The sequence below is a fragment of the Cycloclasticus pugetii PS-1 genome, from assembly GCF_000384415.1.
In the GTDB taxonomy this organism is placed as follows: Bacteria; Pseudomonadota; Gammaproteobacteria; order Methylococcales; family Cycloclasticaceae; genus Cycloclasticus; species Cycloclasticus pugetii.
In genome coordinates this window covers 1,115,789-1,141,527 of sequence record NZ_ARVU01000001.1, presented here as the reverse complement: position 1 = coordinate 1,141,527, position 25,739 = coordinate 1,115,789, and the positions used below count along the sequence as shown (strand labels likewise).

General features: G+C 40.3%; 20 protein-coding genes. 5 read left to right on the top strand and 15 right to left on the bottom strand.

Features of this window, described 5'->3' with window-relative positions:
• Nucleotides 1-7 precede the first annotated feature (7 nt).
• The 4 genes from CYCPU_RS0105505 to CYCPU_RS0105490 all read left to right on the top strand — a co-directional run bounded on the left by CYCPU_RS0105505 (nt 8) and on the right by CYCPU_RS0105490 (nt 5,062).
• Complete coding sequence (locus CYCPU_RS0105505) at nt 8-586, top strand: ANTAR domain-containing response regulator (protein ID WP_015005908.1); 579 nt, start codon at nt 8-10, stop codon at nt 584-586.
• Between the two features lie 169 nt (nt 587-755).
• A complete protein-coding gene (locus CYCPU_RS0105500) occupies nt 756-2,147 on the top strand; it encodes a CmpA/NrtA family ABC transporter substrate-binding protein (RefSeq protein ID WP_020162133.1) in 1,392 nt (463 codons plus the stop codon).
• Between the two features lie 73 nt (nt 2,148-2,220).
• Entirely contained in the window at nt 2,221-3,372 is a 1,152-nt protein-coding gene (locus CYCPU_RS0105495) for an ABC transporter permease (RefSeq protein ID WP_016390720.1), read from the top strand.
• A gap of 10 nt (nt 3,373-3,382) precedes the next feature.
• Nucleotides 3,383-5,062 (top strand): ABC transporter ATP-binding protein, encoded by a 1,680-nt coding sequence (locus CYCPU_RS0105490; RefSeq protein WP_016390721.1) that lies wholly within the window; start codon nt 3,383-3,385, stop codon nt 5,060-5,062.
• A 238-nt stretch (nt 5,063-5,300) separates the two neighbouring features.
• On the opposite strand, the gene CYCPU_RS0105480 is transcribed toward CYCPU_RS0105490, so the two are convergent.
• The 3 genes from CYCPU_RS0105480 to acnB form a co-directional block, all read right to left on the bottom strand.
• Nucleotides 5,301-6,974, bottom strand: coding sequence for an EAL domain-containing protein (locus tag CYCPU_RS0105480; RefSeq protein ID WP_020162132.1), 1,674 nt, complete (start codon nt 6,972-6,974; stop codon nt 5,301-5,303).
• On the bottom strand, nt 6,961-10,377 hold the full coding sequence (locus CYCPU_RS0105475) for a PAS domain-containing hybrid sensor histidine kinase/response regulator (protein ID WP_016390723.1): 3,417 nt from the start codon (nt 10,375-10,377) through the stop codon (nt 6,961-6,963). Before CYCPU_RS0105475 ends, CYCPU_RS0105480 begins: the two co-directional genes overlap by 14 nt.
• A 390-nt stretch (nt 10,378-10,767) precedes the next feature.
• A complete protein-coding gene (acnB, locus tag CYCPU_RS0105470; RefSeq protein ID WP_015005902.1) occupies nt 10,768-13,365 on the bottom strand; it encodes a bifunctional aconitate hydratase 2/2-methylisocitrate dehydratase in 2,598 nt (865 codons plus the stop codon).
• Between the two features lie 155 nt (nt 13,366-13,520).
• Here acnB and CYCPU_RS0105465 point away from each other — a divergent pair, with 155 nt between their 5' ends.
• Complete coding sequence (locus CYCPU_RS0105465) at nt 13,521-14,288, top strand: NRDE family protein (protein ID WP_015005901.1); 768 nt, start codon at nt 13,521-13,523, stop codon at nt 14,286-14,288.
• Nucleotides 14,289-14,521: 233 nt separating this feature from the next.
• Here the strand turns inward: CYCPU_RS0105465 and CYCPU_RS0105460 are convergent, their stop codons facing one another.
• From CYCPU_RS0105460 to pdxJ, 12 genes are all read right to left on the bottom strand, one after another.
• On the bottom strand, nt 14,522-15,241 hold the full coding sequence (locus CYCPU_RS0105460; RefSeq protein ID WP_015005900.1) for a YebC/PmpR family DNA-binding transcriptional regulator: 720 nt from the start codon (nt 15,239-15,241) through the stop codon (nt 14,522-14,524).
• Between the two features lie 209 nt (nt 15,242-15,450).
• Nucleotides 15,451-16,641, bottom strand: a complete 1,191-nt coding sequence (locus CYCPU_RS0105455) for an O-succinylhomoserine sulfhydrylase (protein WP_016390724.1) — start codon at nt 16,639-16,641, stop codon at nt 15,451-15,453.
• Between the two features lie 17 nt (nt 16,642-16,658).
• Nucleotides 16,659-18,167 (bottom strand): amidophosphoribosyltransferase, encoded by a 1,509-nt coding sequence (gene purF / locus CYCPU_RS0105450; RefSeq protein ID WP_015005898.1) that lies wholly within the window; start codon nt 18,165-18,167, stop codon nt 16,659-16,661.
• Between the two features lie 22 nt (nt 18,168-18,189).
• Nucleotides 18,190-18,696 carry a CvpA family protein gene (locus CYCPU_RS0105445; RefSeq protein WP_015005897.1) on the bottom strand — a complete coding sequence of 169 codons (507 nt, stop codon included), beginning with the start codon at nt 18,694-18,696 and terminating at the stop codon, nt 18,190-18,192.
• An 8-nt stretch (nt 18,697-18,704) separates the two neighbouring features.
• The gene (locus CYCPU_RS0105440) at nt 18,705-19,229 is read right to left on the bottom strand and encodes an SPOR domain-containing protein (RefSeq protein ID WP_016390725.1); all 525 of its coding nucleotides are present in this window, start codon (nt 19,227-19,229) and stop codon (nt 18,705-18,707) included.
• A gap of 40 nt (nt 19,230-19,269) precedes the next feature.
• Nucleotides 19,270-20,544: a bifunctional tetrahydrofolate synthase/dihydrofolate synthase gene (folC, locus tag CYCPU_RS0105435; protein WP_016390726.1), complete on the bottom strand. Its 1,275-nt coding sequence runs from the start codon at nt 20,542-20,544 to the stop codon at nt 19,270-19,272.
• A 12-nt stretch (nt 20,545-20,556) separates the two neighbouring features.
• Nucleotides 20,557-21,480, bottom strand: a complete 924-nt coding sequence (accD, locus tag CYCPU_RS0105430) for an acetyl-CoA carboxylase, carboxyltransferase subunit beta (protein WP_016390727.1) — start codon at nt 21,478-21,480, stop codon at nt 20,557-20,559.
• Nucleotides 21,481-21,500: 20 nt separating this feature from the next.
• Nucleotides 21,501-22,313: a tryptophan synthase subunit alpha gene (trpA, locus tag CYCPU_RS0105425; protein WP_015005893.1), complete on the bottom strand. Its 813-nt coding sequence runs from the start codon at nt 22,311-22,313 to the stop codon at nt 21,501-21,503.
• A complete protein-coding gene (gene trpB / locus CYCPU_RS0105420) occupies nt 22,310-23,521 on the bottom strand; it encodes a tryptophan synthase subunit beta (RefSeq protein WP_016390728.1) in 1,212 nt (403 codons plus the stop codon). The genes trpA and trpB overlap by 4 nt, the downstream gene beginning before the upstream one ends.
• A 7-nt stretch (nt 23,522-23,528) precedes the next feature.
• Nucleotides 23,529-24,158 carry a phosphoribosylanthranilate isomerase gene (locus CYCPU_RS0105415; protein WP_015005891.1) on the bottom strand — a complete coding sequence of 210 codons (630 nt, stop codon included), beginning with the start codon at nt 24,156-24,158 and terminating at the stop codon, nt 23,529-23,531.
• A gap of 8 nt (nt 24,159-24,166) precedes the next feature.
• A complete protein-coding gene (gene truA / locus CYCPU_RS0105410) occupies nt 24,167-24,976 on the bottom strand; it encodes a tRNA pseudouridine(38-40) synthase TruA (RefSeq protein ID WP_015005890.1) in 810 nt (269 codons plus the stop codon).
• Between the two features lie 10 nt (nt 24,977-24,986).
• Entirely contained in the window at nt 24,987-25,727 is a 741-nt protein-coding gene (gene pdxJ, locus CYCPU_RS0105405; protein WP_016390730.1) for a pyridoxine 5'-phosphate synthase, read from the bottom strand.
• Between the last annotated feature and the right edge of the window lie 12 nt (nt 25,728-25,739).

Genomic DNA, 25,739 nt, shown 5'->3' with positions numbered 1-25,739 from the left:
ACACTTAATGAAACCTAGAATCCTATTATTTAATACAACGGCTGATGACCTCCTAGATGTTCAGGGGCATTTATCTGACTCTATTTACGAGGTAACAGCCGTTACATCCCAGTTAAGCGACATTAGTCGTGCTGCTCTTACTGGCTCTATAGATATTGTGATGGCAGTAACGGAAAAACGTTTTGATCAATTATTTAGTTGTATACAACAAATTAACGTGCAAAACCCTATTCCGGTTATTGTCTTTACCTACGAAGACAGTAGAGATGTTATTCAAGCAGCCATTAAAGTAGGTGTAAGTGCTTATATTGTAGATGGCCTTCAGGCCAAACGTATTGTGTCTATTATTGATACCGCTTGTTTTCGTTTTAACGAGCAACAGCTTATTAAAGAAGAGTTAGAGCGAACGAAAAATACCTTAAGTGAACGTAAGATTATCGATAAAGCAAAAGGCATTATTATGCAACGCTCTAAAATTAGTGAAAATGAAGCTTATAAAGCAATGCGTAAAATGGCGATGAATAAAAATATCAAAATGGTAGATCTAGCAGAAAGCATAATCTCAGCAAGTGAAATATTGGCATAGGTATTGCTTTTTAATTTCTAACGAATAGTACCACCCCCGAACTTGGGGCTTAAAACTTAATAGACCTTTTAAGGTCACAAGACAAAGACGTCTGCTAGCTTGTTTTCTTTAAAACGAAAATAATTGGCGGGCGTTTTTTTGCATTTTATAAACGTAAACAGGAAAAAAAATGAAAAAAAATCGTAAGACTTTCAGTAAACGAAACATTGGAGGCATGTTTAAAAGCTGTCTGGCTGGTTTAGCGTTAACAATGGCAGGTAGTTTAACGGCTGCACATGCCGTTGAAGAACTTGAAAAAGATGAACTTAAGTTTGGTTTTATCAAATTAACAGATATGGCACCGTTAGCGGTTGCCTATGAAAAAGGTTTTTTTGAAGATGAAGGCCTGTATGTCACCATTGAACCGCAAGCGAATTGGAAGGTGTTACTTGACCGTGTGATTGATGGCGAGCTAGACGGTGCACATATGCTTGCCGGGCAACCACTTGGTGCAACCATAGGTTTTGGCACTAAAGCGGATATTATTACTGCCTTTAGTATGGATTTAAATGGTAATGCGATTACTGTTTCAAATGATATTTGGGCAGAAATGAAACCTAATATCCCCAAAGGTGCTGATGGTAAGCCAGTGCACCCTATTAGTGCGACCGCACTGAAGCCAGTTGTTGATCGATATAAATCTGAAGGTAAGCCTTTTAATATGGGCATGGTTTTCCCCGTATCAACACATAATTATGAGCTACGTTATTGGTTAGCTGCAGGCGGAATCCACCCGGGCTATTATTCAAAAACGGATATCACCGGTCAAATTGATGCGGATGCTTTATTATCGGTTACCCCTCCTCCTCAAATGCCTTCAACGCTTGAAGCCGGTACTATTTATGGCTATTGCGTTGGGGAACCTTGGAACCAGCAAGCCGTCTTTAAAGGTATTGGCGTTCCTGTTGTGACAGATTATGAAATTTGGAAAAATAACCCAGAAAAAGTATTTGGCGTTAGTGCAGAGTGGGCAGAAAAGAACCCCAATACACATAAAGCCGTTATTAAAGCATTAATTCGTGCAGCGCAATGGTTAGATGCTAACAACGATGCAAACCGTCCAGAAGCGGTAAAAATTCTGTCTCAATCTGAATATGTTGGTGCTGACTACGATGTGATCGCTAACAGCATGACAGGCACATTTGAGTATGAAAAAGGCGATAAACGTGACTTACCAGACTTCAACGTTTTCTACCGCTACTTTGCTACCTACCCTTATTATTCAGATGCTATTTGGTACTTAACCCAAATGCGTCGCTGGGGTCAAATTACCGACGAAAAATCAGATCAATGGTTCCACGACATTGCAAAAAAAGTCTACCGTCCAGACATTTATTTAGTAGCCGCTAAAGAGTTGTTAGAAGAAGGGAAAATTTCTAAAGCAGATATGCCTTGGGATACCGATGGTTACCGCGAACCACAAACTCACTTTATCGATAACATCACCTTTGATGGCCGCACACCCAATGCTTACCTAGAGAAGTTCAACATTGGTTTAAAAGGAAAAGACACTGTTAAGTAAATAACGGTATGACAATGATAGGTACCCGTGATGATGCGGGTACCTATTTAACAAAAAAACTAGAGGTAACACTATGCCTGTTGATACAGCATTAGAAGATAAAAATATGAAAAATCAAGAAGCGAGTAACACTACAAGTTCATCAGCAGACTCACCAGAGTCTGTTGCCAATAAGCCTGAAAAAAAGGTCGCCAATGAAGGCGTTAAAATTTCCGTAAAAATTAATAATTTTTTAGAACTAATTGGCTTTACTTGGTTTATACCCATCGTAAAAATGTTGGCTGGTGAAGACCCTGTTGTACAGCTAAAAGAAGCGATAAAAGTTATTGGTGTGCCAGTATTAGCCATGTTGATATTTATTGGGTTTTGGGACTGGGGCGCTGCGAAAATTCAAACGAGCCTAGGCGCTATTCCTGGCCCTGCTGCGGTATGGCAAGAAACAAAAAGCCTTGCCGCCGACCACTACAAAGAGAAAGAAAAAGAAGTCGCTTTTTACAAACGTCAGGAAGTTCGTAATGCTAAAAAGCTTGAAAAGAACCCAGATGCGGTTATTAAAATTCGTGATTACACTGGCAAAGCAACCTATCCGCAACAAATTATGACCAGTTTATGGACTGTTTTCGCAGGCTTTTTATTAGCCTCTGTTGTGGCTATTCCACTGGGTGTTATTTGCGGATTAAGCCCTGCTTTTAATGCTGCCATTAACCCGATTATTCAAATATTTAAACCTGTTTCTCCATTGGCTTGGTTACCTATAGTCACACTTATTGTTAGTGCACTGTATGTGGTTGAGGGGGACGCTACATTTAGCAAGTCCTTTCTTGTATCGGCCATCACAGTAACATTGTGCTCATTATGGCCAACTCTAATTAATACAGCCGTCGGCGTATCTACTATTGATAAAGACTTAATGAATGTCTCAAAGGTTTTACAACTCGGGTGGTGGAAAACAGTCACTAAAATTGTTTTACCTAGTTCGCTGCCATTAATTTTTACAGGCTTACGTCTATCACTTGGTGTCGGTTGGATGGTATTAATTGCTGCAGAAATGCTAGCGCAAAACCCAGGTTTAGGTAAATTTGTCTGGGATGAATTCCAAAATGGCAGTTCTCAATCGTTAGGAAAAATTATGGTTGCTGTGTTTACTATCGGTATTATCGGTTTTATGCTCGATCGTATCATGTTGACGCTGCAAAAATATTTTTCATACGGCGACGCAATGTAGGAGAAAAGATATGTCATTTTTAGCACTTAAAAATATTAGTAAATCCTACGGCAGTGGTCACAATAAAAGTGACGTTCTGAGCAATATTAACCTTGATATTAAAGAAGGTGAATTTGTTGCCATTGTTGGATTCTCGGGCACAGGTAAAACTACCCTTATCTCCACTATTGCAGGTTTAATTAAACCTGATAGTGGTGAAGTGACAATGGAAGGTAAAAAAGTTACTGGCCCCAGTTCAGAACGCGGTGTTGTCTTTCAGAGCTACTCCTTAATGCCTTGGTTAACTGTTTTTGGAAACGTTGCATTAGCTGTTGATTCTGTCTTTAGTGATCTTTCTGCTTCTGAACGAACAGAACGCATAGAAAAATACATCAATATGGTGGGATTGTCGCATGCGACGCATAGGCACCCTTCTGAACTATCTGGTGGTATGCGACAACGTGTTAATGTTGCACGAGCTTTGGCGGCAAGCCCACATGTTTTATTATTAGATGAGCCACTCAGCGCACTAGATGCATTGACGCGCGCGAACCTACAAGATGAAATCATTAGAATTTGGGAACAAGAGAAAAAAACCGTGGTACTCATCACGAATGATGTAGATGAAGGGTTGATAATGGCCGACCGGATTATTCCATTAAACCCGGGGCCAAATGCTACGTTTGGTCCCGAATTCATTGTTGATCTGCCAAGGCCGCGCGATAGAACAGCCATGAACCATGATGAAAATTTTAAAAAATTACGCAGTGATATTACTCAATATTTAATGAGTGTCGGCATCGGTGATAGTGCTGATTCAACAAGTAATGTTTATCAATTACCCAATGTCCAGCCTAATACAGCCAGTGACTTTGGTCTTAGTGACGACGAGAAGCCTGATGCACTGAAACCTTATTCAAATAATATGGGTGATAAAAAATACCTAGAGTATTTCAATTTAACCAAGGTCTACCCAACACCGAAAGGTCCCTTAACAGTAGTCGATAAATTTGAACTAAATATAGAAAAAGGCGAGTTTATTTCAATTATTGGCCATTCCGGTTGTGGCAAATCGACTGTATTGTCTATGACCGCTGGGTTAACCGACATTAGCGATGGCGGTATTGTTTTGGACAAGAAAGAAGTCAGTGCCGCGGGCCCTGACAGGGCAGTTGTTTTCCAAGCCCCTAGCCTTTTTCCTTGGCTAAGCGCGAAAGAAAATGTTGCTTTAGGCGTCGAGCGAGTTTATCCGCATTGCACCCCAGCAGAACGAAATAGCATTGTTGAGTACTATTTAAGTAAAGTGGGCTTAAGTGAAGCCTTCAATAAGAAAGCCGCTGAACTTTCAAATGGTATGAAACAGCGTGTCGGTATTTCACGTGCCTTCGCCCTCTCCCCTAAATTACTGTTACTCGATGAACCATTTGGTATGTTAGATTCTTTAACAAGGTGGGAGCTTCAAGAGGTGTTAATGGAAGTTTGGACACGGACTAAAGTCACTGCCATTATGGTGACACACGATGTTGATGAAGCTATTTTACTGGCTGATCGTGTTGTGATGATGACCAATGGACCTAATGCTAAGGTTGGTAAAATTATGAAAGTGGATTTACCACGTCCTCGAACACGTAAGGCACTGGTATCGCACCCTGATTATTATAAATACAGGGAAGAGCTGCTAACCTTCCTAGCAGAGTGTGATAATCACTAAGCTATGCAACGCTAAAGCCATAAAAAGGCGCTGTTTTAACAGCGCCTTTTTATCTAACAAACCAGCGGATTGGTCCATTTTTCAAAAATGCTCCTTCGTACAAATTTCTGCTAACCTCAAACCTTTTAAAGGCGCTTATTATTTACATTTTTAGTTAAACCTTATAGAGACTTTCTTTCGGTTTCATATCATTATGTTCGAATTGTTTTTGCTATCAAGCCGCTATACATGGTTCACACTAACTCTTGATATTAAACTCTGTCGTTAACCAATCACAACACGCTTTTAATGACATTGGTTTTGCGCGGTAGAAGCCTTGCGCAATGTCACAGCCTAGCTCCTTTAGTTTATTCCATATCTCCTCTGTTTCAACACCTTCAGCAACCGTTTCCATTTTTAATTCTTTAGCAAGGTAAATGCAAACTTTGACGATAGACATTGCTTCGTCATCGTCTAACATTTTCATCACAAAGCTACGGTCAATTTTCAGCTCTGTAAAGGGTGCTTGGTAAAGTTGCACAAGTGATGAGTGACCTGTTCCAAAATCATCAATTGATAAGGCAAAGCCTTTCATTCGGAGTCTATTCATAATATCTAGCGAGTCAGAAATAGATGTTAAAACTGCTGATTCTGTTAACTCAAAAGTAATGGCTCCTGTTGGGATACCAACATTAGCTAGCCTCGTACTTAATTGCTCTGGTAAAGATAAATCCAATAAATCTTGTGCAGAAATGTTAATTGAAATGTTTGGTTCAATACCTTTTTCACAAAATAAGCCGTAATCAGTGATGACCAAATCTATCACTTCATTGGTAATACTTGAAATCAGATTATTTTGTTCTGCTAGACCTATAAATTGATCCGGAAATATCATGCCACGCTCGGGGTGTTGCAAACGAACTAATGCTTCAAAACCAACTACTTTCCCTGACCTTAATTCAATCTGTGGTTGATAAAAAATAATCAAATAGTGAGACTCAATTGCGTGCTGTAAATCTGCCAGAGTAAATAATGATGTGCTAGATGTTGAGATTAATGGAGAAAGGTCAGTTTTATCAAGCATGATCTTCTTATGGGTATATATTTGCTTTATTTCATCAATAAAACTATATGGCTCCAGTGGTTTTGTTAATGTTCTAGCAACGACCACTTTTTTTGCATCAGCAAATTGTCTAGCGGAATGTAACACTTTCTCATCAAATCCACTAATCAGTACATAACTTGGCACGCTTCCTTTTGCATGAAGGTGCCTCATCACTTCGATACCATCCATTTCTGGCATATTTAAATCAAGCACAACAATATCATCACTACTAACAGGCTGATTGATAAACTCAACTGCCGATGTAAAACCTTTTGCAGAAAACCCAGCCACCTCAATCAATTCTTTAAGCATTTCAACTTGTTGCGGCTCATCATCTACCACATAAATAATAATTTCCTCTGGTAGCGTAAGAAACCCATCTACATTTAGAGCGTCTTCAATTTCTCGTTCATGCTCCTTGCTAAACCGCTTAATATGTTGATTCGTTTTATTTAGATACTCTATAAAACAGTCTTTTAGATACACAATGAACCCTGCAATGTCCCCATTTGCTTTAACGGTATTTTTGAATTTCTGGTGTAATTCTTGACTTATCATTTGGTGAAGAGCGACTTCACTATCAGCAAACGGGTAACTCAATGACTGCATAATAGCTTCTTTACGCGTAAAATATGATTCTCCATATAGGAGAAGGCCCATTGCTAATTTATTTAGCAGCGCCCTCTCACCCCCATTCTCGGCTATCACATGAGCTTCATAAAATAACTGAAATAAGCGTTTGTGATATTTATCAATAGCATCTATCCCTACACTCATCTCTGGAGCCCAATGCCATAGCTCATAACTTTTAACTTCAATCATCATCATTACCATAGATCAACGTTGAAACTCGCCTTAGCAATTCACCTGTACGATACGGTTTATACATCATGTTGTTCTGCAAACTTTTATCTTTCATTGCTGAGTGACGATTACTGCTAAAGCCCGTAGCCAATTGAACTTTAATACTCGGATAATTTTCTTTGATATGCTTCGCAAGCTGATAACCATCCATTTGAGGCATAATGACATCACTTAAAACCAAGTCAAATTTCGTTGTTGCTAACATCTCTATAGCCTCGTTACCATTTCTTGCTAGCAACACTTGATAGCCAGCCAACGTTAAAATTTCTAGAGCTAGCTTTCGTAAAGCAGGTTCGTCATCGACGACTAAAATTGCTTGCCCTTCACCTTGACGATATGGTTTTACTTCAATAGGGCCAGTATCATTCCTTTCCTCACCACGATACAGAGGGAAATATAAGGTAAACTCACTGCCTAGGCCTTTTTCTGAATATACTTTTATCGTACCGCCAGATCGTCCTGCAAAACCATATACTTGGCTTAAACCAAGCCCTGTTCCATCAATACCTTTCGTCGTAAAGAATGGGTCAAAGATGAAATCTACAATGTCTTTATCTATTCCGCAGCCATTATCTTTAACCGATAATGTTATATAATCATTTTCAGTTAATCCAAGCATCTCTGCCTCTATCTGAGAAAGGTGCACGGCACCTGTACTAACCGTTAGTTGCCCTCCATCTGGCATGGCATGTTTAGCATTGATCACTAAATTCAGCAACGTGTCTTCAAGTTCACTTTTATCAATCCATATAAGCCCTAGTGAGTCACACAGTTGGTAATGAACTGTGATCATTGCTGTTAGTGACTTGTTAATTAGATCTTTTTGATCATCCACTAGACTATTAACATCAACCGCTTCGGCTTCAGCCTCTGTGCTCTTTTGCTTAGAAAAAGCAAGCATCCGCTTAGTCAACTGTCTTGCTCGTTCCCCTGCCTGGCTTATATTTCCAATGTATTTTTGCAAACCTTTAACATTGGAAAATTTCATTTCCATGAGACTGGTATAACCTAAAATAACCCCCAACATATTATTGTAATCGTGCGCTATACCACCCACCAGTTTGCCTAAAGCATCCATTTTCTGTGCCCGTTGAATCTGAGCTTGCTGAGACTTTATTTCAGTTAAGTCTTGGCATGAACAGGCAAATCGGTGTTGTCCATTAGCTGAAACTGGCAACTCTGCAAGGGTAAGGCGCATAGGGAATGTGGTGTTTTTTTTGTATACACCAACAGCTTCACGAGAACCAGCTAAAAGACACATGGCGTTTGCTTGACTATAACCCTCAGGCTGACCTTCATCTTTTTCACGTACTAATATCGATATATTTTGACCAATTGCTTCTACGCTACTTACACCAAATAAATGCTCGGCAGCGCGGTTAAAGGACTGTATGACCCCCGTCTCACTAAGCGTAATAATGCCGTCCCTGAGTGTGTCCAGAATATCGCGTTGCTCTTGTTCACTTTTCATCAATGCTTGTTGCGAAGCATGTTCGTGTGTTATATCTCGAACCAGCGAGACTGCACCAATCACCTGACCTGACTCATTAATCAGCGGGTTGTTATACCACTCACATAAGATGATCTTGCCTTCTTTTGTAACATTCTCATTCCTACTGTTTTCACCACCCGTATTCGTCATCAAGCCTTGCCATATTTTATCGACATCTATCACTGCACTTTCTGGTAATATCATGTCGGAAAAGTTACGCCCTTCGACTTCTTTGAGTGTGTAACCAAACATTAACTCTGCCGCTTTATTCCAATTAACAACCTCAAAATCGATGCTCCATTCTATAGCTGCCAATGGCGTTTGTTCGCGATATAGCTGTAGGTGCTGCATTGATGCACGCATCTCAGTTTCCAGATGCTTACGTACACTGACATCAACACCTTCAGCGACTAATTGAATGACGCTATTATTCTCATCGCGTATAGGGTGAAAGCCTATCTGAAGAGCCAGTACACCGTTATTAGTCATTATCTCAATATCGCGTAGCGTCTTTCGCCCATTAAAGGCTTCGATACAATCACTCTGAATAGTCTTTTGAAGAGCAGAGTCATATGAAAACCACTCATTCATCCAAAATTCTTTTCCAATAACATCCTCTGCTTTAAGACTGAGAGATTCTAGCGGCGTATTATTGATAAAAGTAACTCTAAAATCAGTATCTAGGACAGCGACCATCGTCTGCATATCATTAAATGCTTTTTCAACTTGCTGTTGAGCTTGAAGCGCTGCTTGGCGTAACTCATACTGCTCAGTTACATCATTAAACACTAACACCATGCCCAAAATATTATTATTTACATCACGAATAGCTGCTGCTGAGTCTGCAATTTGATATTCATCACCTTCTTTTGATATTAAGGTCGTATGGTTACTCAAATAAACCGTCTCACCGGTTTCGAGTACCTTTTCCACAGGGTTTGGTATTGGCTCTTTTGTAGACGCATTGATAATAGGAAAAATTGTTTTGACTGTCTGCCCTTGCGCTTCTTCTATTGACCAGCCAGTTAACGTTTCTGCAACATGGTTCATTCGAGTCACATGTCCCTGTTCATCAGTAGTAATAACCGCATCTCCAATACTACTCAATGTCACCTCTAAGTCTTGTTCTCGTTGCTTTAAAAGGTTTTCATAGTAATCACGAGAATTGAAAGCTTCTTTTAACGAGTACTTAAGTGTTTGAATATCTAGGGCGTCTGATTGCTTAAATGAAAAGTCGATACTTCCCCCAGGTTGATAATTCTGTAACGTAGTGGAAATTTGTTCAATTGGACGAACTACATAGCGAGTAGCGAGCCATGCTAGCAATGTAAATAGCATAGATAACACCATACCGAAGAAGAGTGTTTTTTTACTAGCCGTATTAACAGCTACCTGAATTTTCGTTTGGTTTAATCCAAGGTGCATTTGCCCCGAAAGGCTGGGAGTTAGTGCAACAGCATATTCATAAATAAGCCCCCGATTTTCAATATTATATTGAGCAACGAGATTAATTGGTCTCGAACCATTCAGTGTTGATGGGTACTTAGCAATCTGTTTATTTAAAAATTTAGGGAAGTCTGTATCATATGAATGGGCAAAAAGATGACCCTCCCTATCTATAACATACAAATACTCAATCGAGTTATTCTTGTAGTTTTGAGCAACCTGCAGCATTTGTGTTAATTGCTCCTTATCTCCAGTAATAACATCATCGGCAACCACACTCGCCATGGTGCGAACTAACGTTTCAGCAAATATTCTGTGTGTGTGTGTTTGCTGTTGGAGGACCTCATGTCTTACAGCATATAAATTAAGTACAGTTATTGTTAAGCCAAGGCTAAAAACAATAATGGATAAACGGGTACTTAGTCTCATTAAGAACGCTCCAAGTTAATAAAATCGAAAATATTCCTTTTTTCTAAATCAACATAGTCCTTATCTACCATTCATATGGAGTTTCACTTTTACCAAAATAATAATATTTATTGGTATATTGCCCGAAACTTGAAACTAAGTAAAACAGCGGGAATTTATATATAACTGTATCATTAAATTATTGATAAACAACTTTATTCAGTTCATTCACCCATCTATGACTGGGGTACATTAAATAATAAGTTGATTTGAATATCCCCAGAGCCTTTCATACTGCAAAATTCACGCATCATTTTTTTAGATGAATTTAAAATCATTTGAAAAAACAATATCACAAAAAAAGGCGCTGTTAAAACAGCGCCTTTTTTCTTACCTAACTATCTAGCAATATCAAGCTTTAGCAGCAATCTTCACTGTATCCGCTGATTTTTGATACTCTTCAATTTGATCAAAGTTTAAGTATCGGTATGTTTCATCCGCCATGGTATCAATTTTATTGGCGTATTCCATATACTCTTCTTTAGTTGGAATCTTACCTAATATTGCCCCCACTGCTGCCAGTTCTGCCGACGCTAAGTAGACAAAAGCACCATTTCCTAAACGATTAGGGAAGTTACGTGTAGAGGTTGAAATAACTGTAGACTTCTCTGCAACACGTGCTTGGTTCCCCATGCAAAGCGAACACCCTGGCATTTCAGTACGTGCACCTGATGTTCCATAAATATTGTAATAACCTTCTGCTGTCAATTGCGCCTCATCCATTTTAGTTGGAGGTGCAATCCACAAACGAGTTGGGGTTACACCGCCATACTCTTGCAATAAGTTACCCGCTGCTCGAAAATGACCAATATTTGTCATACAAGAACCGATAAAAACTTCATCAATCTTAGTACCAGCAACATCTGATAATGTTTTGACATCATCAGGGTCATTAGGGCATGCAAGAATAGGCTCGTGAATATCGCTCATGTTAATTTCAATGATTTCTGCATATTCAGCATCGGCATCGGCTTCCATTAGTTCTGGATTAGCCAGCCATTCTTCCATTGAAGTAATACGACGTTCAATCGTTCTAACATCACCATAACCTTCAGCAATCATCCATTTCAACATGGTGATATTTGAATTCAGATATTCAATGATAGGTTCTTTGTTTAACTTAATAGTACAGCCGGCCGCTGAACGCTCCGCAGAAGCATCCGATAGTTCAAATGCTTGCTCAACTTTCAAATCAGGTAAGCCTTCAATTTCAAGAATACGACCAGAGAAAGCATTAATTTTGCCTTCTTTCGCTACCGTTAGTAAACCTTTGTCGATAGCCGCTAAAGGAATAGCATTGACCATATCACGTAGCGTAATACCTGGTTGCATTTCACCAGTAAAGCGAACCAAAACAGACTCTGGCATATCCAATGGCATAACACCTGTTGCTGCAGCAAAGGCTACTAGACCAGAACCAGCAGGGAATGAAATACCTAATGGGAAACGTGTATGAGAGTCACCACCAGTACCGACAGTATCTGGAAGCAACATACGGTTTAACCATGAATGGATAATTCCATCGCCCGGACGTAACGGCACGCCACCACGATTCATAATAAAGTCTGGTAAGGTGTGGTGAGTTGTAACATCAACTGGCTTAGGGTAAGCCGCAGTATGACAGAAAGATTGCATCACTAGGTCTGCTGAGAAACCTAAGCAAGCCAAATCTTTCAACTCGTCACGAGTCATCGGGCCTGTTGTATCTTGTGAACCAACAGTGGTCATATGTGGTTCGCAGTAAACGCCAGCTCTAATCCCTTTTACGCCACAGGCTTTACCAACCATTTTTTGCGCTAAGGTGAAGCCTTTACCACTATCTTCGTGAGCTTCTGGAGTTCTAAATATCTCTGATGCTTCCAAGCCAAGTGATTTACGTGCGCGTAATGTTAAACCACGTCCAATAATTAAAGGAATACGGCCACCAGCCTGAACTTCATCAAGAATCACGTTTGATTTTAATTTGAATTCAGCCAACACTTCATCGGTGCCACTTTTAGTGACTTTTCCTTCATATGGATAAATATCAATAACATCATTCATGTGTAATTTAGACACATCCATTTCAATCGGTAATGCGCCTGAATCTTCCATTGTGTTAAAGAAAATTGGCGCAATTTTGCCACCAATACAAACACCACCCGCACGTTTATTAGGGATGTAAGGAATATCATCACCCATAAACCACAACACTGAGTTAGTAGCAGATTTACGAGAGGAGCCTGTGCCGACAACATCACCTACATAGGCGAGAGGAATACCGTCTTTTTCCATTTCATCAATTTGAGCGATTGGTCCTCTTTCACCTGGGACATCTGGTTGAATGCCTTCACGTGGCATTTTAAGCATCGCAAGCGCGTGTAAAGGAATATCAGGACGAGACCATGCATCAGGGGCTGGTGATAAGTCATCAGTATTAGTTTCACCAGTGACTTCAAATACTTTAACGGTTAACTTTTCGGCAAGCGGTTTTTTATTGGTAAACCATTCGGCATCTGCCCATGATTGAATCACACGTTTAGCAGCAGCATTGCCAGCCTCTGCCTTTTCTTGAACATCATGAAAAGCATCAAACACGAGTAGAATCTGAGACAGCTGATCTGCAGCTGTTTCGGCAAGTTCTGCGTCATCAAGAAGTTCAACCAATGGCATAATATTGTAGCCACCTAACATGGTGCCTAACAACTCAGTGGCTCTAACTCGGTCGATTAATGGAGAAGATGCTTCGCCTTTTGCGATAGCCGCTAAAAAACCTGCTTTTACATAAGCAGCTTCATCTACTCCTGCTGGTACGCGATTAATGATCAAATCAAGCAAGAACTCTTCTTCTCCTGCTGGCGGCGCTTTTAATAACTCAACAAGGCCAGCAACTTGCTCGGCATCCAGTGGCTTTGGAACAATACCCAAAGCAGCTCGTTCATTTACATGGTTACGATATTCTTCTAACACAGATCACTCCTAGGTTTAAAATTTGGGGCTTTAAGCAAGCAATACTTACCAATCAGGGTGAATATTTTAGCATTTAGCACTCAAAATTGACAGGTTTAGCGATAAGGTGTTTTATATACACATGCGGTTATTTAAAACAAATATCACAATTCTCAATGTGCCTAATCATTTTTAAATACCAACCAAACGACCTCTATAAATTAGTGCTAGTTGCTAACCGTGACGAATATTATCAGCGTGCAACACAAGCCGCTGGTTATTGGCCAGATCAACCGCATATTTTCGGTGGCATAGACCATGTTGCTGGCGGTAGTTGGTTAAGTACCGATACCTCAGGCCGACTAGCAGCACTGACTAATGTGCGGAAACCTCCCTTTATAGAAAATACAAAACTATCTCGCGGCCATTTAGTGCGTGATTTCTTATCTCAACAATCCACAGCTCCAGACTTCATAGAAAAACTAAAAAAACGGCGTGCTGATTACGGTTTATTCAATTTATTATTAATGGATCACACTGGCTTGTGGTATTACTCTAATGACTCGTTACATGTTCAACAAGTACCTGCTGGTATTCATGGGCTTTGTAATGCCTCCTTAAATACCCCGTGGCCAAAATTATCTACCGCTACTGCGGCCGTAGAAAAATCGTTAGCAAGCAACAAAATCGACCCATTTGAGTTATTAAGTACGATGCAGTCGCAAACCCAAGCTAATGACCAAGATTTACCTAACACCGGGATTAGCCTCGAATTTGAGCGTTTCTTATCACCTATTTTTATTCAAGGGAAAGATTACGGTACACGATGCACCACATTACTAACTGTTGATGAACTAAGTGTTAAGTTTCTAGAAATAAGTTATGACTCGAGTGGAGAAATAACAGGTGATGTAAAAGAAGAAATTGAGCTAATAACTAGATAAACTAAAACTTTTTTATCAACCAACATAAACATGACAGCCGACTAATCAAGCACTAAACGATACGCGTAACCAACTTGGTACACAGCATTTAAATTTTGGGTTTTAATGCGGCCTTCATTAATTAGGCAGTTATTTTTGAGTGCTCAAATTGCTTATCCAAGCACCCTTCTGACTATCTCATCAATTGAGAACAATTTGCTGCATTCCCTTACTTAATAACTAGGCCATCCTTTCTAGTTGAACTCAACGTTGTGATACACCTGTTGCACATCATCTAAATCATCCAACATGGCAAGAAACTTTTCAAACAGTTCTACATCATCGCCTGTCATAGTAGTAAATGCCTGTGGAATAAACTGGATTTCATCTACTTCAAAATCAATTTCTCCTAGCTTATCAAGCAGTGCTTGTTTTGCCTTAAAGTAGTCGGTAGGTAACGCAAAAACGGAAATTTTACCATTTTCATTTTCAATATCTGTCACGTCTACGTCTGCATCCATTAGTATCTCTAAAACCGCTTCTTCATTATCGTGTTTAAACACTAGAATGGCAGAATGATCAAACATATGGCTTACGCTACCTTGCGTGCCAATTTTACATTTTGTTTTAGTAAACGCTTGGCGAACATCACCAAACGTACGATTTGGGTTATCAGTTAGACAATCAATGATGGCCATACTTCCACCAGGCCCATACCCTTCATAACGTGCGGGAGAATAATCTTCGCCACCACCGCCTTTTGCTTTATCAATCGCCTTTTCAATAACATGAGCAGGCACTTGGTCTTTTTTCGCGCGGTCAATTAAGCTACGAAGTGCCAGATTACCTTCAGGGTCAACACCACCTGACTTTGCGCTAACATAAATCTCACGCCCATAACGGCTATAAACCTTCGCCTTCATATCAGACGTTTTAGCCATAGACTCTTTGCGGTTTTGGTAGGCTCTACCCATGCGATTGATACTCCGAATTAATTTATTTACTGTTTATTTTAAAGCTAAGCACAATACATGTGAATGTTGAAAGTGCACTTACGTCGATTAATATCAACCGATCATTAGAATGTCTTGGTTAGTCTGCTTGCATTAAGACAACTTTTTTGTGATTTAAAGAAACCGATAAACTTCAACGTCTTTGGTTTTTTAGATGCCAATAGAAAACATTAAAAGGATGACAGACCTCGATGTAAATCTGCTGTTATATCGCCAGCATTTTCTAAGCCAACGCCTAAGCGTATTAAGGCGTCTGTTATACCAGCTTTGTTACGCTCCTCTTCGGTTAGACGTCCATGAGTTGTGGTCGATGGGTGAGTAATCATGCTTTTTACATCACCTAGGTTAGCGGTTATCGAAATCATCTGCGTCATATCAATAACTTTCCAAGCATTGTTTTTACCGCCCTTTACTTCAAAGCTAACAATGCCACCAAAACCGCTTTGTTGCTGCTTAGCAAGCTCATGTTGTGGATGATTAGCTAAGCCAGTGTAATAGACTTTTTCAACATTCGATTGCTGTTCTAACCATCTCGCAACAATCAGTGCATTGGAACAATGTTTTTCCATCCGTAACGATAGAGTCTCTAAGCCTTTATGAAATACCCATGCATTAAATGGGCTCATCGTATGACCTGCGGTACGTAAAATTGGATAAATTTTTTCTTCTATCAGTGCGTTATTGCCAACAACAGCACCACCAATACAGCGACCTTGACCATCTATATATTTAGTCGCCGAGTGAACAACCAAATCAGCGCCTAAGCTCAGTGGCTTTTGCAAGGCCGGCGTACAATAAACATTATCAACGATAAGCAACGCACCATTGGCATGTGCTAATTCGGCTAGTGCTTTTATATCTGCTACATTGCCAAGAGGGTTAGATGGTGTTTCTAAAAAAAGAAACCTTGTATTTGGCTTTATTGCTGACGCCCATGCGTTGATATCATCGAGATCTACAAAGGTGGTCTCTACGGCAAATTTTTGCATGATATTTTTAAACATCAATGCAGTATTTCCAAAAACGCTACGCGAACAAATGACGTGATCACCGGCGCTTAACAAGCCTAAACAAACAACATTAATCGCCGCCATGCCTGACGATGTTGCCATTGCACGTTCGGCGCCTTCCATTACAGCAAGGCGATTTTCGAAAGCTCTAACTGTAGGGTTTGTAAAACGCGAATAAATATTACCCGCAGCTTTTCCTGAAAATCTCTCAAAGGCCTCTTGTGCGCTACCAAAAACATAACTCGACGTTGGAAAAATTGCATCACTATGTTCATTTTCTGGCGTTCTTTGCTGACCTGCTCTAACACCCTGCGTTTCAATGGAGTAATCTTGCCAATCAATATCTGACATATATGCGCCTTTTATAATTAGTGAGAGTTATGCAGTTCAATCACTGTAGGATCCAAATCGTTGATCGCTTTTTGATCATCTGACCGACTTAACCCTTGCTCTCTAAGGTATTCATCGCTAACCGTTCCGGTAACATAATTTTGATTAAAGCAAGCCGCATCAAAATCAACAATTTCTGGGTTACGTTTTCTAACCGACTCAAATAAATCATCGAGCTCTTGATAGATCAACCAATCAGCGCCTATGGCTTGTTGTACTTCGTCCGTTGTTCTATCGTGCGCAACTAATTCTTCAACAGCCGGCATATCAATACCATAGACATTTGGGTAGCGAACGGCTGGGGCAGCCGATGCAAAATAAACTTTTTTAGCCCCGGCTTCACGCGCTAATTTAATAATTTGACCTGAAGTTGTCCCCCTAACGATGGAATCATCGACCAATAAAACGTTTTTACCTCTAAACTCTAGATCAATGGCATTAAGTTTGCGTCTAACCGATTTTTTACGTTCTAGTTGCCCCGGCATAATAAACGTGCGGCCAATATAGCGATTTTTAATAAACCCTTCTCTATATTTGACATCTAGCATATTAGCAAGCTGTAAAGCAGAGGTTCGACTAGTATCTGGGATAGGGATTACCACGTCGATATCATGATCAGGACGAGTTCTCATGATTTTTTCGGCTAATTTCTCACCCATTCTTAGACGTGATTTATACACTGAAACATTGTCCATAATTGAGTCTGGACGAGCTAAATATACGTACTCAAATATACAAGGTGTTAAACGAGGGTTTTCTGCGCACTGTTTGGTGTGTATTACCCCGCCTTTTTTAATAAAAACAGCTTCACCCGGTGCAATATCTCTAATTAATTTAAAATCTTGAGCATCCATGGCAACTGATTCCGAAGCAATCATATAATCGCTACCCTCATCAGTTTCACGCACACCATAACAAATGGGTCTAATGCCATTAGGGTCACGAAACCCAACAACGCCAAAACCTGTAATCATTGCTACGACTGCATAGGCTCCTTCACAACGTTTATGTAGGGCTTCTACCGCTTTAAAAACGTCATTTTCATTAAGTTTTAATTTGCCTAAAGATTGCAGCTCATGGGCTAATACATTTAATAAAATTTCCGAGTCCGAATTAGTATTGATATGGCGCTGATCTTCGATAAACAGTTCTTTTTTCAGCGCAGCGGCATTTGTTAAATTACCATTGTGCGCCAAGGTAATGCCAAAAGGTGAATTGACATAAAATGGCTGAGCCTCTGCAGAACTTGAGCAGCCTGCTGTTGGGTAACGAACATGAGCAATACCCATATTTCCTTTCAGTTCTAGCATATGACTGGTTCTAAAAACATCTCGAACTAAGCCGTTTGCTTTACGAAGATGCAGCTGACTGCCTTCACAAGTGACAATACCAGCGGCATCTTGACCGCGGTGCTGCAAAACAGTTAACGCTTCATATAACTCTTGATTAACGTTGTGATGAGCAACGATACCCGCAATTCCACACATTTTGATTCAACCTTTTAAAAACTTAATATGAAAAGTACTCACTAACACCATCGGGAATTTGTTCTCTTAACCAAAGAGATAATTCCTGAAAAGGCCCAATAAGCATTGACTCTACCCACCAAGGATCTTGAGGTAAAGGTGTTAAACCCGCCAATAAAACTAACACGGCCATAACGACCACGCCACGTGCTATACCAAAAAGCAGACCAGCAAATCGATCGGTACCCGTTAACCCTGTTTTATCAACTATTTGACTGATTAAATAGGACAACATAGCGCCTAATATCAGTGTTAATAACAATAAAATAATAAACGCCGCAGCGATTCTGACGGAGGGGACCTCAATATAGTCGGTTAGGTAAAATGAGAATGGTTGGCTAAACCTAATACCAACTATAATCGCAACCACCCATGTGCCTAACGAAAAGGCTTCTTTTACTAGACCTCTAAATAAACCAATGAGTGCCGAAATGAAGATAATGCCAAGGATGACATAATCTACCCAAATCATATTATTTAAAACATTCACCGACAAACCTATGGATATTGGATAACGATGGTATTTGAAAGCTTCTGTTCTTTTTGAAGCTTTACACTAATAGCTTCTGCCTTCTCTTTGTCTAATTCCGGCCCAACTCTTACGCGGAAAATATCACCAGTTTTAACAGATGACGGTTCAACGAATGCTGTAAAACCAGCACTTTTAAGTTTACTTGCTAGGCTGTTTGCATTTTTTGAGTCTGAAAAGCTACCAACTTGAACAACCCATGCAGAAATACCTTCAACCGTTTTAACCTCTGGTGGGCTGGGGATAGTTGGCGGGGCTTGTTCAGAAATTTTGACACCGGATTCTTTAGAGATTGAAACCTTAGCCACTATTTCTTCTTTTTGTTCGGGCAATGTCTGAATGTTCGGCGTTGGCTCGCTCGGTTCAGTAGGAATATCTATTGTAATAATATCTGTATCCGCTGGCTTTTGACCGATGAACATTGGTAAAAAAATAACAGCCAAAGAAATAACAATAGTGGCACCAATTAAACGCTGTTTTAAAGGTTGTTCCATATAAATTTAAGAGACTATTATTAGGGAGTATTTGAGCGCATTATAACGCTTCTAAACACGCTTCTACCACATAAAAAGAACCAAAACATATAACTAAATCATCTTGCTTTGCAGCAAGCTGCGCATTTTTCAATGCCTGCTGTATTGATGAATATTTAAAGCATTGTTGTGAATTATCATCTACCAAGCATTTATATAAATCAGCCACTGATAACGCTCTGGGAGACTGTAATGGCGCAATATGCCAATTATCAATTAGCCCAATAAAAGGTTTAAGCACTTCATTTAACTGTTTGTCCGCCAGTACAGAAAAGACGGCATGGATTTGCCCATTAGTCTTTTTACTTTTAAGAAAGTCCGATAACACCTGAGCTGATTCAGCATTATGTGCAACGTCTAAAAAAATATCAGGCGCTGAACTAACCTGTTGCAACCTACCTTTTAATGAGGTGTGTCGAAGGCCAATGTCAATATTATTTTTACTAACTGGTTTAATGTGCTGTATGTTTGCTAATAGGCTAACCACGGCAGCAGCATTTTTTATTTGGTGATAACCTTGTAAAACTGGCATTGGGTAATGCCCTGCAAACACATGATTCGCCACTAGAGACCAGTCGTTAGCGTTTTTATTAACATCAAAGTCTTTACCTGCTAACGATAATTGGGTGCCTAGTTTTTTTGCATAATCAATTAAGCTGTTAGGCACCGTCGAATCGCCACAAACAGCGATCTGGTTGGCTCTGAAAACACCTGCTTTTTCTAACGCAATTTGATTACGGTCATCACCTAACCAATCAATATGATCAATAGAGATACTCGTAATAAGTGCGGCATCAGCATCGACGATATTAACTGCATCAAGTCGCCCGCCTAAACCAACCTCGAGAATTTGAATATCCACTTTATAATGATCAAATACGTCTATGGCTGCCAGCGTGCCAAATTCAAAATAACTTAAGCTGGTTTCTTTTCGTGCGAGGTCTATTTTATAAAAAGATGAGGCTAGTGAGGAATCAAGCACGGGCGTGCCATTAATTCTAACCCGTTCATTATAGTGGTTAAGGTGCGGTGTACTATAAACGCCTACACGGTAGCCAGCGGCAATAAAAATTGCTTCTAGCATAGCAACACAAGAGCCTTTACCATTGGTGCCCGCCACCGTGATGGTATAAATAGACCGTGAATGTGTTGGCTTTAATGCTTTGTATACGCTTGCTACACGCTCCAGACCCAGATCAATATTTTTAACATGACACTGTTCCTGCCAAGCCAGCCACTCGTCAATAGAAGATAGCGCTGATAAACCAGATTGCACGCTAACTATTGATTATTGATCGTCGTCCAGTTCGTCATCGGGCACTACTTCAGCCACAGGCACATCGAGTGCTTTCAAGTTGTCATGGCCCGCATGCAATAAGGAAAGAATATCTGTGATCGTTTGACGTAGATCTCTGCGGTCAACAATCATATCTATTGCACCATGCTCTAATAAAAACTCACTGCGTTGAAAGCCCTCTGGTAGTTTTTCGCTAACCGTTTGCTCTATCACTCGCTGTCCTGCAAAGCCTACTAATGCATTGGGTTCTGCAATATGTACATCTCCTAGCATTGCTAAACTAGCCGACACACCACCCATAGTTGGGTCTGTTAAAACGGATATGAAGGGGATTTTTTTGTCAGCCAATTGTGCTAAGGCGGCACTGGTTTTAGCCATTTGGAATAAAGAAAACAAGGACTCTTGCATTCTCGCTCCACCACTTGCTGAAAAGCATACCAATGGAATATTGGATTCGATGGATTGATTCACAGCCCGCACAAAGCGCTCACCGACTACTGAACCCATAGACCCACCCATAAATGAAAAATCAAAGGCTGCTGCAACAAGCTCCATATCAAGAACGCTGCCTTTCATCACGATAAGTGCATCAGTTTCCCCTGTAGCTTTGACGGCAGAGGCATGGCGGTCTTTATATTTTTTACTGTCTTTAAACTTTAATGGGTCAAGCGATCTGACGTTCCCACCAATTTCTACACGGCCAGCTTCGTCTAAGAAAGACTCTAGGCGTGCTCGACCACTTAGACGCTGATGGTGATCACATTTTGGGCATACATGTAAATTGCTTTCCAAGTCCGTTTTATATAAAACGCTATGGCAACTATCACATTTACACCATAAACCTTCAGGCACAGAGCCTTTTTTCTTACCACTTAATTGGATGCCAGACGGTATTAATTTTTCAAACCAGCTCATAAATCACCTAACCTTTATAATTATTTTGTGACAGCGTCCATCGCCGTTCGCATTTCACTTAATAAACCAGAAATGGCTTGTTGCCCTTTCGATTGATTCTCAGAGTGATCGGTAATGCAGTTAATCAACGCACTCCCCACCACGACAGCATCACCTATTTTAGCAATATTCGCGGCGATATCGGCATTTTTAACACCAAAACCAATGGCTATAGGCAATGATGTGTATTGTTTGATATTTTGTATTTTTGTTTTAATGTCGTCTAGTTGAAGGTGCCCCGCACCGGTTACGCCTTTCAAAGACACATAATAAATATAACCTTGCGCAACAGCTGACACCTTTTTGATACGACTCTCATTACTGGTTGGTGATAAGAGGAATATAGGCGCTAAACCATGCTGTTTAAACGCTGCTATTAAATCGGAGCTTTCTTCAGGAGGAATATCAACAGTTAACACGCCGTCAACACCAGCTTTCGCAGCAGTACTGGCAAAGGTTTCATAACCCATAAATTCAATCGGATTTAAATAGCCCATTAAAATAACCGGTGTTACTTGATCAGTTTCTCGAAATGCCCGAACAATCTCTATAACCCCTTTTAAAGACATTCCTTTTGCCAACGCCCTTTCACTGGCTTGTTGAATAACAGGGCCATCGGCCATCGGGTCAGAAAAAGGAACGCCTAGTTCAATAATGCTGGCTCCAGCTTTAACCATGTTATGCATGCAAGATAGAGTAAAATCAGCATCTGGATCACCCGCAGTAATAAAGGGAATTAAAGCTTTTTGCTTGGCACCTTCGAGTCCTTTAAAGCACTTGTCTAAACGACTCATAGTTCAATACCTTCAAGTTTCGCAATAGTAAATATATCTTTGTCTCCTCGACCCGATAGGCACACTAAAATGGTTTCATCTTTGTTCATTTTTTTCGCTAGTTTGGTCGCATAAGCAACTGCATGGCTAGATTCCAGCGCAGGAATAATACCTTCTACTCGGGTTAATTGATGAAAAGCCGCTAACGCCTCATCATCTTTAATACTGACATATTCTGCACGCCCTATATCCTTTAACCAGGAATGCTCTGGCCCTACTCCAGGGTAATCAAGACCAGCAGAAATAGAATGCGTTTCAATAATTTCACCGTTGTCATCGGCCATCAAATACGTTCTGTTCCCATGCAGCACACCTGGTTTACCTGCACATAAAGGCGCTGAGTGCTGCCCTGTTTCAACACCTAAACCAGCCGCTTCTACGCCATAAATAGAGACTGATTGATCTTCTATAAATGGGTGAAAAAGCCCGATGGCATTAGAACCACCACCAACACAGGCCACTAGCGCATTGGGTAAGTGGCCCGTTTTAGCAATCATTTGCTCACGAGATTCACGCCCAATAACCGTTTGAAAGTCTCTGACCATTGCAGGATAAGGGTGCGGCCCGGCTACTGTGCCGATAATATAATACGTATCATCTATATTGGTTACCCAGTCCCTAAGCGCTTCGTTTAGAGCATCTTTAAGCGTTTGTGATCCAGAAGTAACTGGCACCACTTTGGCACCTAGCAATTTCATACGATATACATTAGGTGATTGACGCTGAATGTCTTCAGCGCCCATGTAAACAACACACTCAAGGCCTAGCCGTGCAGCTACAGTTGCCGTCGCAACACCATGTTGACCAGCACCTGTTTCTGCAATTATTCGTGTTTTACCCATGCGTTTAGCTAATAACGCTTGGCCAATTGTATTGTTTATTTTATGCGCGCCGGTGTGGTTTAAATCTTCTCGTTTAAGATAAATTTGCGCACCACCATTTTCTTCACTTAAGCGTTTTGCATGATAGATAGGAGATGGACGACCGACATAGTCATGCAAATCAGCATCCAATTCTGCAAGAAAATCGGGGTCTTGCATAAATTTAGCATATGCCTCATTCAACTCTTCAATCGATTCCATTAGTGTTTCACCAACAAACAGCCCCCCGTAAGGGCCAAAGTGACCACGTTCATCAGGTAAGTCATAATGTGTTACAGCTGCTTGCATTTTTTTGTCACTCGTTGGCACGTTTAACCTCTTGCATAAATTGTTTTATTAATTGGTGGTCTTTGACCCCTTTGCTTTTTTCAACCCCACTACTAACATCTACGGCAAATACGTTAGTATTCTGTATGGCTTTAGAGACATTACTCGGATTAAGCCCACCGGCTAATACGATAGGTAATTTACATTTTTTTGGTATTAGATCCCAATCGAATGTTTGTCCAGTACCACCGTATTGGCTGCTGTCAAAAGCGTCAAGCAATAACCCAGATGCTGAGTGATAAGTATCAGCTACCTCATCTAAATTTATGCTGTTACGCATTCTAATCGCTTTTAAATAGGGCTTGTTAAAAGATGAGCAGAATACTTCATCTTCATCACCATGAAATTGAAGAAGGTCAACCGGAAGTTTACTTAAGACGTGATTAACATAATCATAATCTGGGTTAACAAAAAGCGCTACCTTATTGATAAATGGCGATATATTAGAAAATAGAATTTCAGCTTTTTGTATTTCTATACTTCTTGGACTTTTATCATAAAAGACAAAACCTAACGCATCTGCACCATTTTCTATCGCTGCATAGGCATCATCAGGCCGAGTAATTCCACAAATTTTCACACGTGTTCTAAATGGCATTTTTTTACTTAGCTCTGTTTTTTTTCAATGGCATCACTAAAAGGTGAAAACGCCTCAAGATTATCTAAACCGAACGCTTCAGGGTAGTACACGCCTTTAAAATACAAACCATTAGGCAAAGCAGTTACGCCTGCCTGTCGACGATCTTTAGCCTTCAGTGCATGATGTACGAATTCGGGAGGTCGCTCCCCTGTCCCAACAGGTAATAAGGTGCCAACTATATTTCGCACCATATGATGTAAAAAAGCATTGGCGATGATATCGATGATGATTTTATCATCGATACGTTTAATAACAATCGAATGAATATGTTTAACCGGAGATTTTGCTTGGCAAGCTTGTGCACGAAATGAAGTAAAATCATGAGTACCCAATAAATAATTAGCCCCTTTCTGCATTAAGTTTTCATCTAAGGGGTTAAAAATAGTGGTGACATGATGTCGACTTAAGGCAGATTTTACCCAACGATTTAAAATCTCGTACCGGTAGTAACGCGCAGCCGCTGAAAAACGAGCATGAAAATCTTCCGTAACCGGTTTAATCCACACAACACGAATATCGTCGGGTAAATTAGCATTTGTACCAAATACCCATTGATGTAATTCTCGTTGCTTACTGGTTTCAAAGTGTACAACTTGCTCTAAAGCATGCACGCCAGCATCGGTCCGCCCTGCACAAACAACAGATACAGGACTCGATGCAAGCACAGACAAGGCAGACTCTAGTTTCTCTTGAACCGTCTGAGGAGTGTTTTTTTGCCGTTGCCAACCATGGTAGCAACTTCCATCATACTCAACCCCAACAGCAAATTTCATCATTTAATACAGCCTAGTTAACACGTGCGTTATGCATCAATGTTTTCATATCACGTACGGCTAACTCAAGTCCCGTTATTAGCGCCCTTGAAATAATTGAGTGACCAATATTAAGCTCTACAATTTCTGGAATTTTAGCAATGGGTTCTACATTATGATAATGCAAACCATGGCCCGCATTAACTTGCAAACCCAAACTATCGGCATAATTAGCAGCCGTTACAATTCTGTTATATTCTGCTTCTTGCTCGGATAATGATTTTGCATCTGCGTAGCAACCGGTATGCAATTCAAGCATCGAGGCACCCGTTTCTTTTACAGCATCTATTTGTTCTTTATCTGGGTCGATAAAAGGGGAGATCAAAATGCCAGCTGATGATAGTGATAAACAAGCTTGTCTTAATCGCTCAAAGTTCCCAGAAACATCTAAGCCACCTTCCGTGGTTAATTCTTCACGTTTTTCAGGCACCAAACAACAAGACGCTGGCTTTGTTCTACAAGCAATATCAATCATCTCATCGGTAATAGCCAGCTCTAAATTTAACCGAGTGTGTATATTGGACGCGATGTCGTATACATCTTGATCTCTAATATGGCGGCGATCCTCTCGTAAATGAATAGTGATGCCATCGGCGCCAGCTCGCTCAGCGATAAAGGCGGCATCAAGTGGGGACGGGTAGTCTGTGCCTCGTGCATTTCTTAATGTGGCAACGTGGTCAATATTAACACCTAAAAAGAGAGAATTTTTATGCATAGTAATAAAGTA

Coding starts and splice junctions, on each gene's coding strand:
- CYCPU_RS0105505 (WP_015005908.1), top strand. CDS start 8: ATGAAACCTAGAATCCTATTATTTAATACAACGGCTGATGACCTCCTA.
- CYCPU_RS0105500 (WP_020162133.1), top strand. CDS start 756: ATGAAAAAAAATCGTAAGACTTTCAGTAAACGAAACATTGGAGGCATG.
- CYCPU_RS0105495 (WP_016390720.1), top strand. CDS start 2,221: ATGCCTGTTGATACAGCATTAGAAGATAAAAATATGAAAAATCAAGAA.
- CYCPU_RS0105490 (WP_016390721.1), top strand. CDS start 3,383: ATGTCATTTTTAGCACTTAAAAATATTAGTAAATCCTACGGCAGTGGT.
- CYCPU_RS0105480 (WP_020162132.1), bottom strand. CDS start 6,974: ATGATGATGATTGAAGTTAAAAGTTATGAGCTATGGCATTGGGCTCCA.
- CYCPU_RS0105475 (WP_016390723.1), bottom strand. CDS start 10,377: ATGAGACTAAGTACCCGTTTATCCATTATTGTTTTTAGCCTTGGCTTA.
- CYCPU_RS0105465 (WP_015005901.1), top strand. CDS start 13,521: ATGTGCCTAATCATTTTTAAATACCAACCAAACGACCTCTATAAATTA.
- CYCPU_RS0105460 (WP_015005900.1), bottom strand. CDS start 15,241: ATGGGTAGAGCCTACCAAAACCGCAAAGAGTCTATGGCTAAAACGTCT.
- CYCPU_RS0105455 (WP_016390724.1), bottom strand. CDS start 16,641: ATGTCAGATATTGATTGGCAAGATTACTCCATTGAAACGCAGGGTGTT.
- purF (WP_015005898.1), bottom strand. CDS start 18,167: ATGTGTGGAATTGCGGGTATCGTTGCTCATCACAACGTTAATCAAGAG.
- CYCPU_RS0105440 (WP_016390725.1), bottom strand. CDS start 19,229: ATGGAACAACCTTTAAAACAGCGTTTAATTGGTGCCACTATTGTTATT.
- accD (WP_016390727.1), bottom strand. CDS start 21,480: ATGAGCTGGTTTGAAAAATTAATACCGTCTGGCATCCAATTAAGTGGT.
- trpA (WP_015005893.1), bottom strand. CDS start 22,313: ATGAGTCGTTTAGACAAGTGCTTTAAAGGACTCGAAGGTGCCAAGCAA.
- trpB (WP_016390728.1), bottom strand. CDS start 23,521: ATGCAAGCAGCTGTAACACATTATGACTTACCTGATGAACGTGGTCAC.
- CYCPU_RS0105415 (WP_015005891.1), bottom strand. CDS start 24,158: ATGCCATTTAGAACACGTGTGAAAATTTGTGGAATTACTCGGCCTGAT.
- truA (WP_015005890.1), bottom strand. CDS start 24,976: ATGATGAAATTTGCTGTTGGGGTTGAGTATGATGGAAGTTGCTACCAT.
- pdxJ (WP_016390730.1), bottom strand. CDS start 25,727: ATGCATAAAAATTCTCTCTTTTTAGGTGTTAATATTGACCACGTTGCC.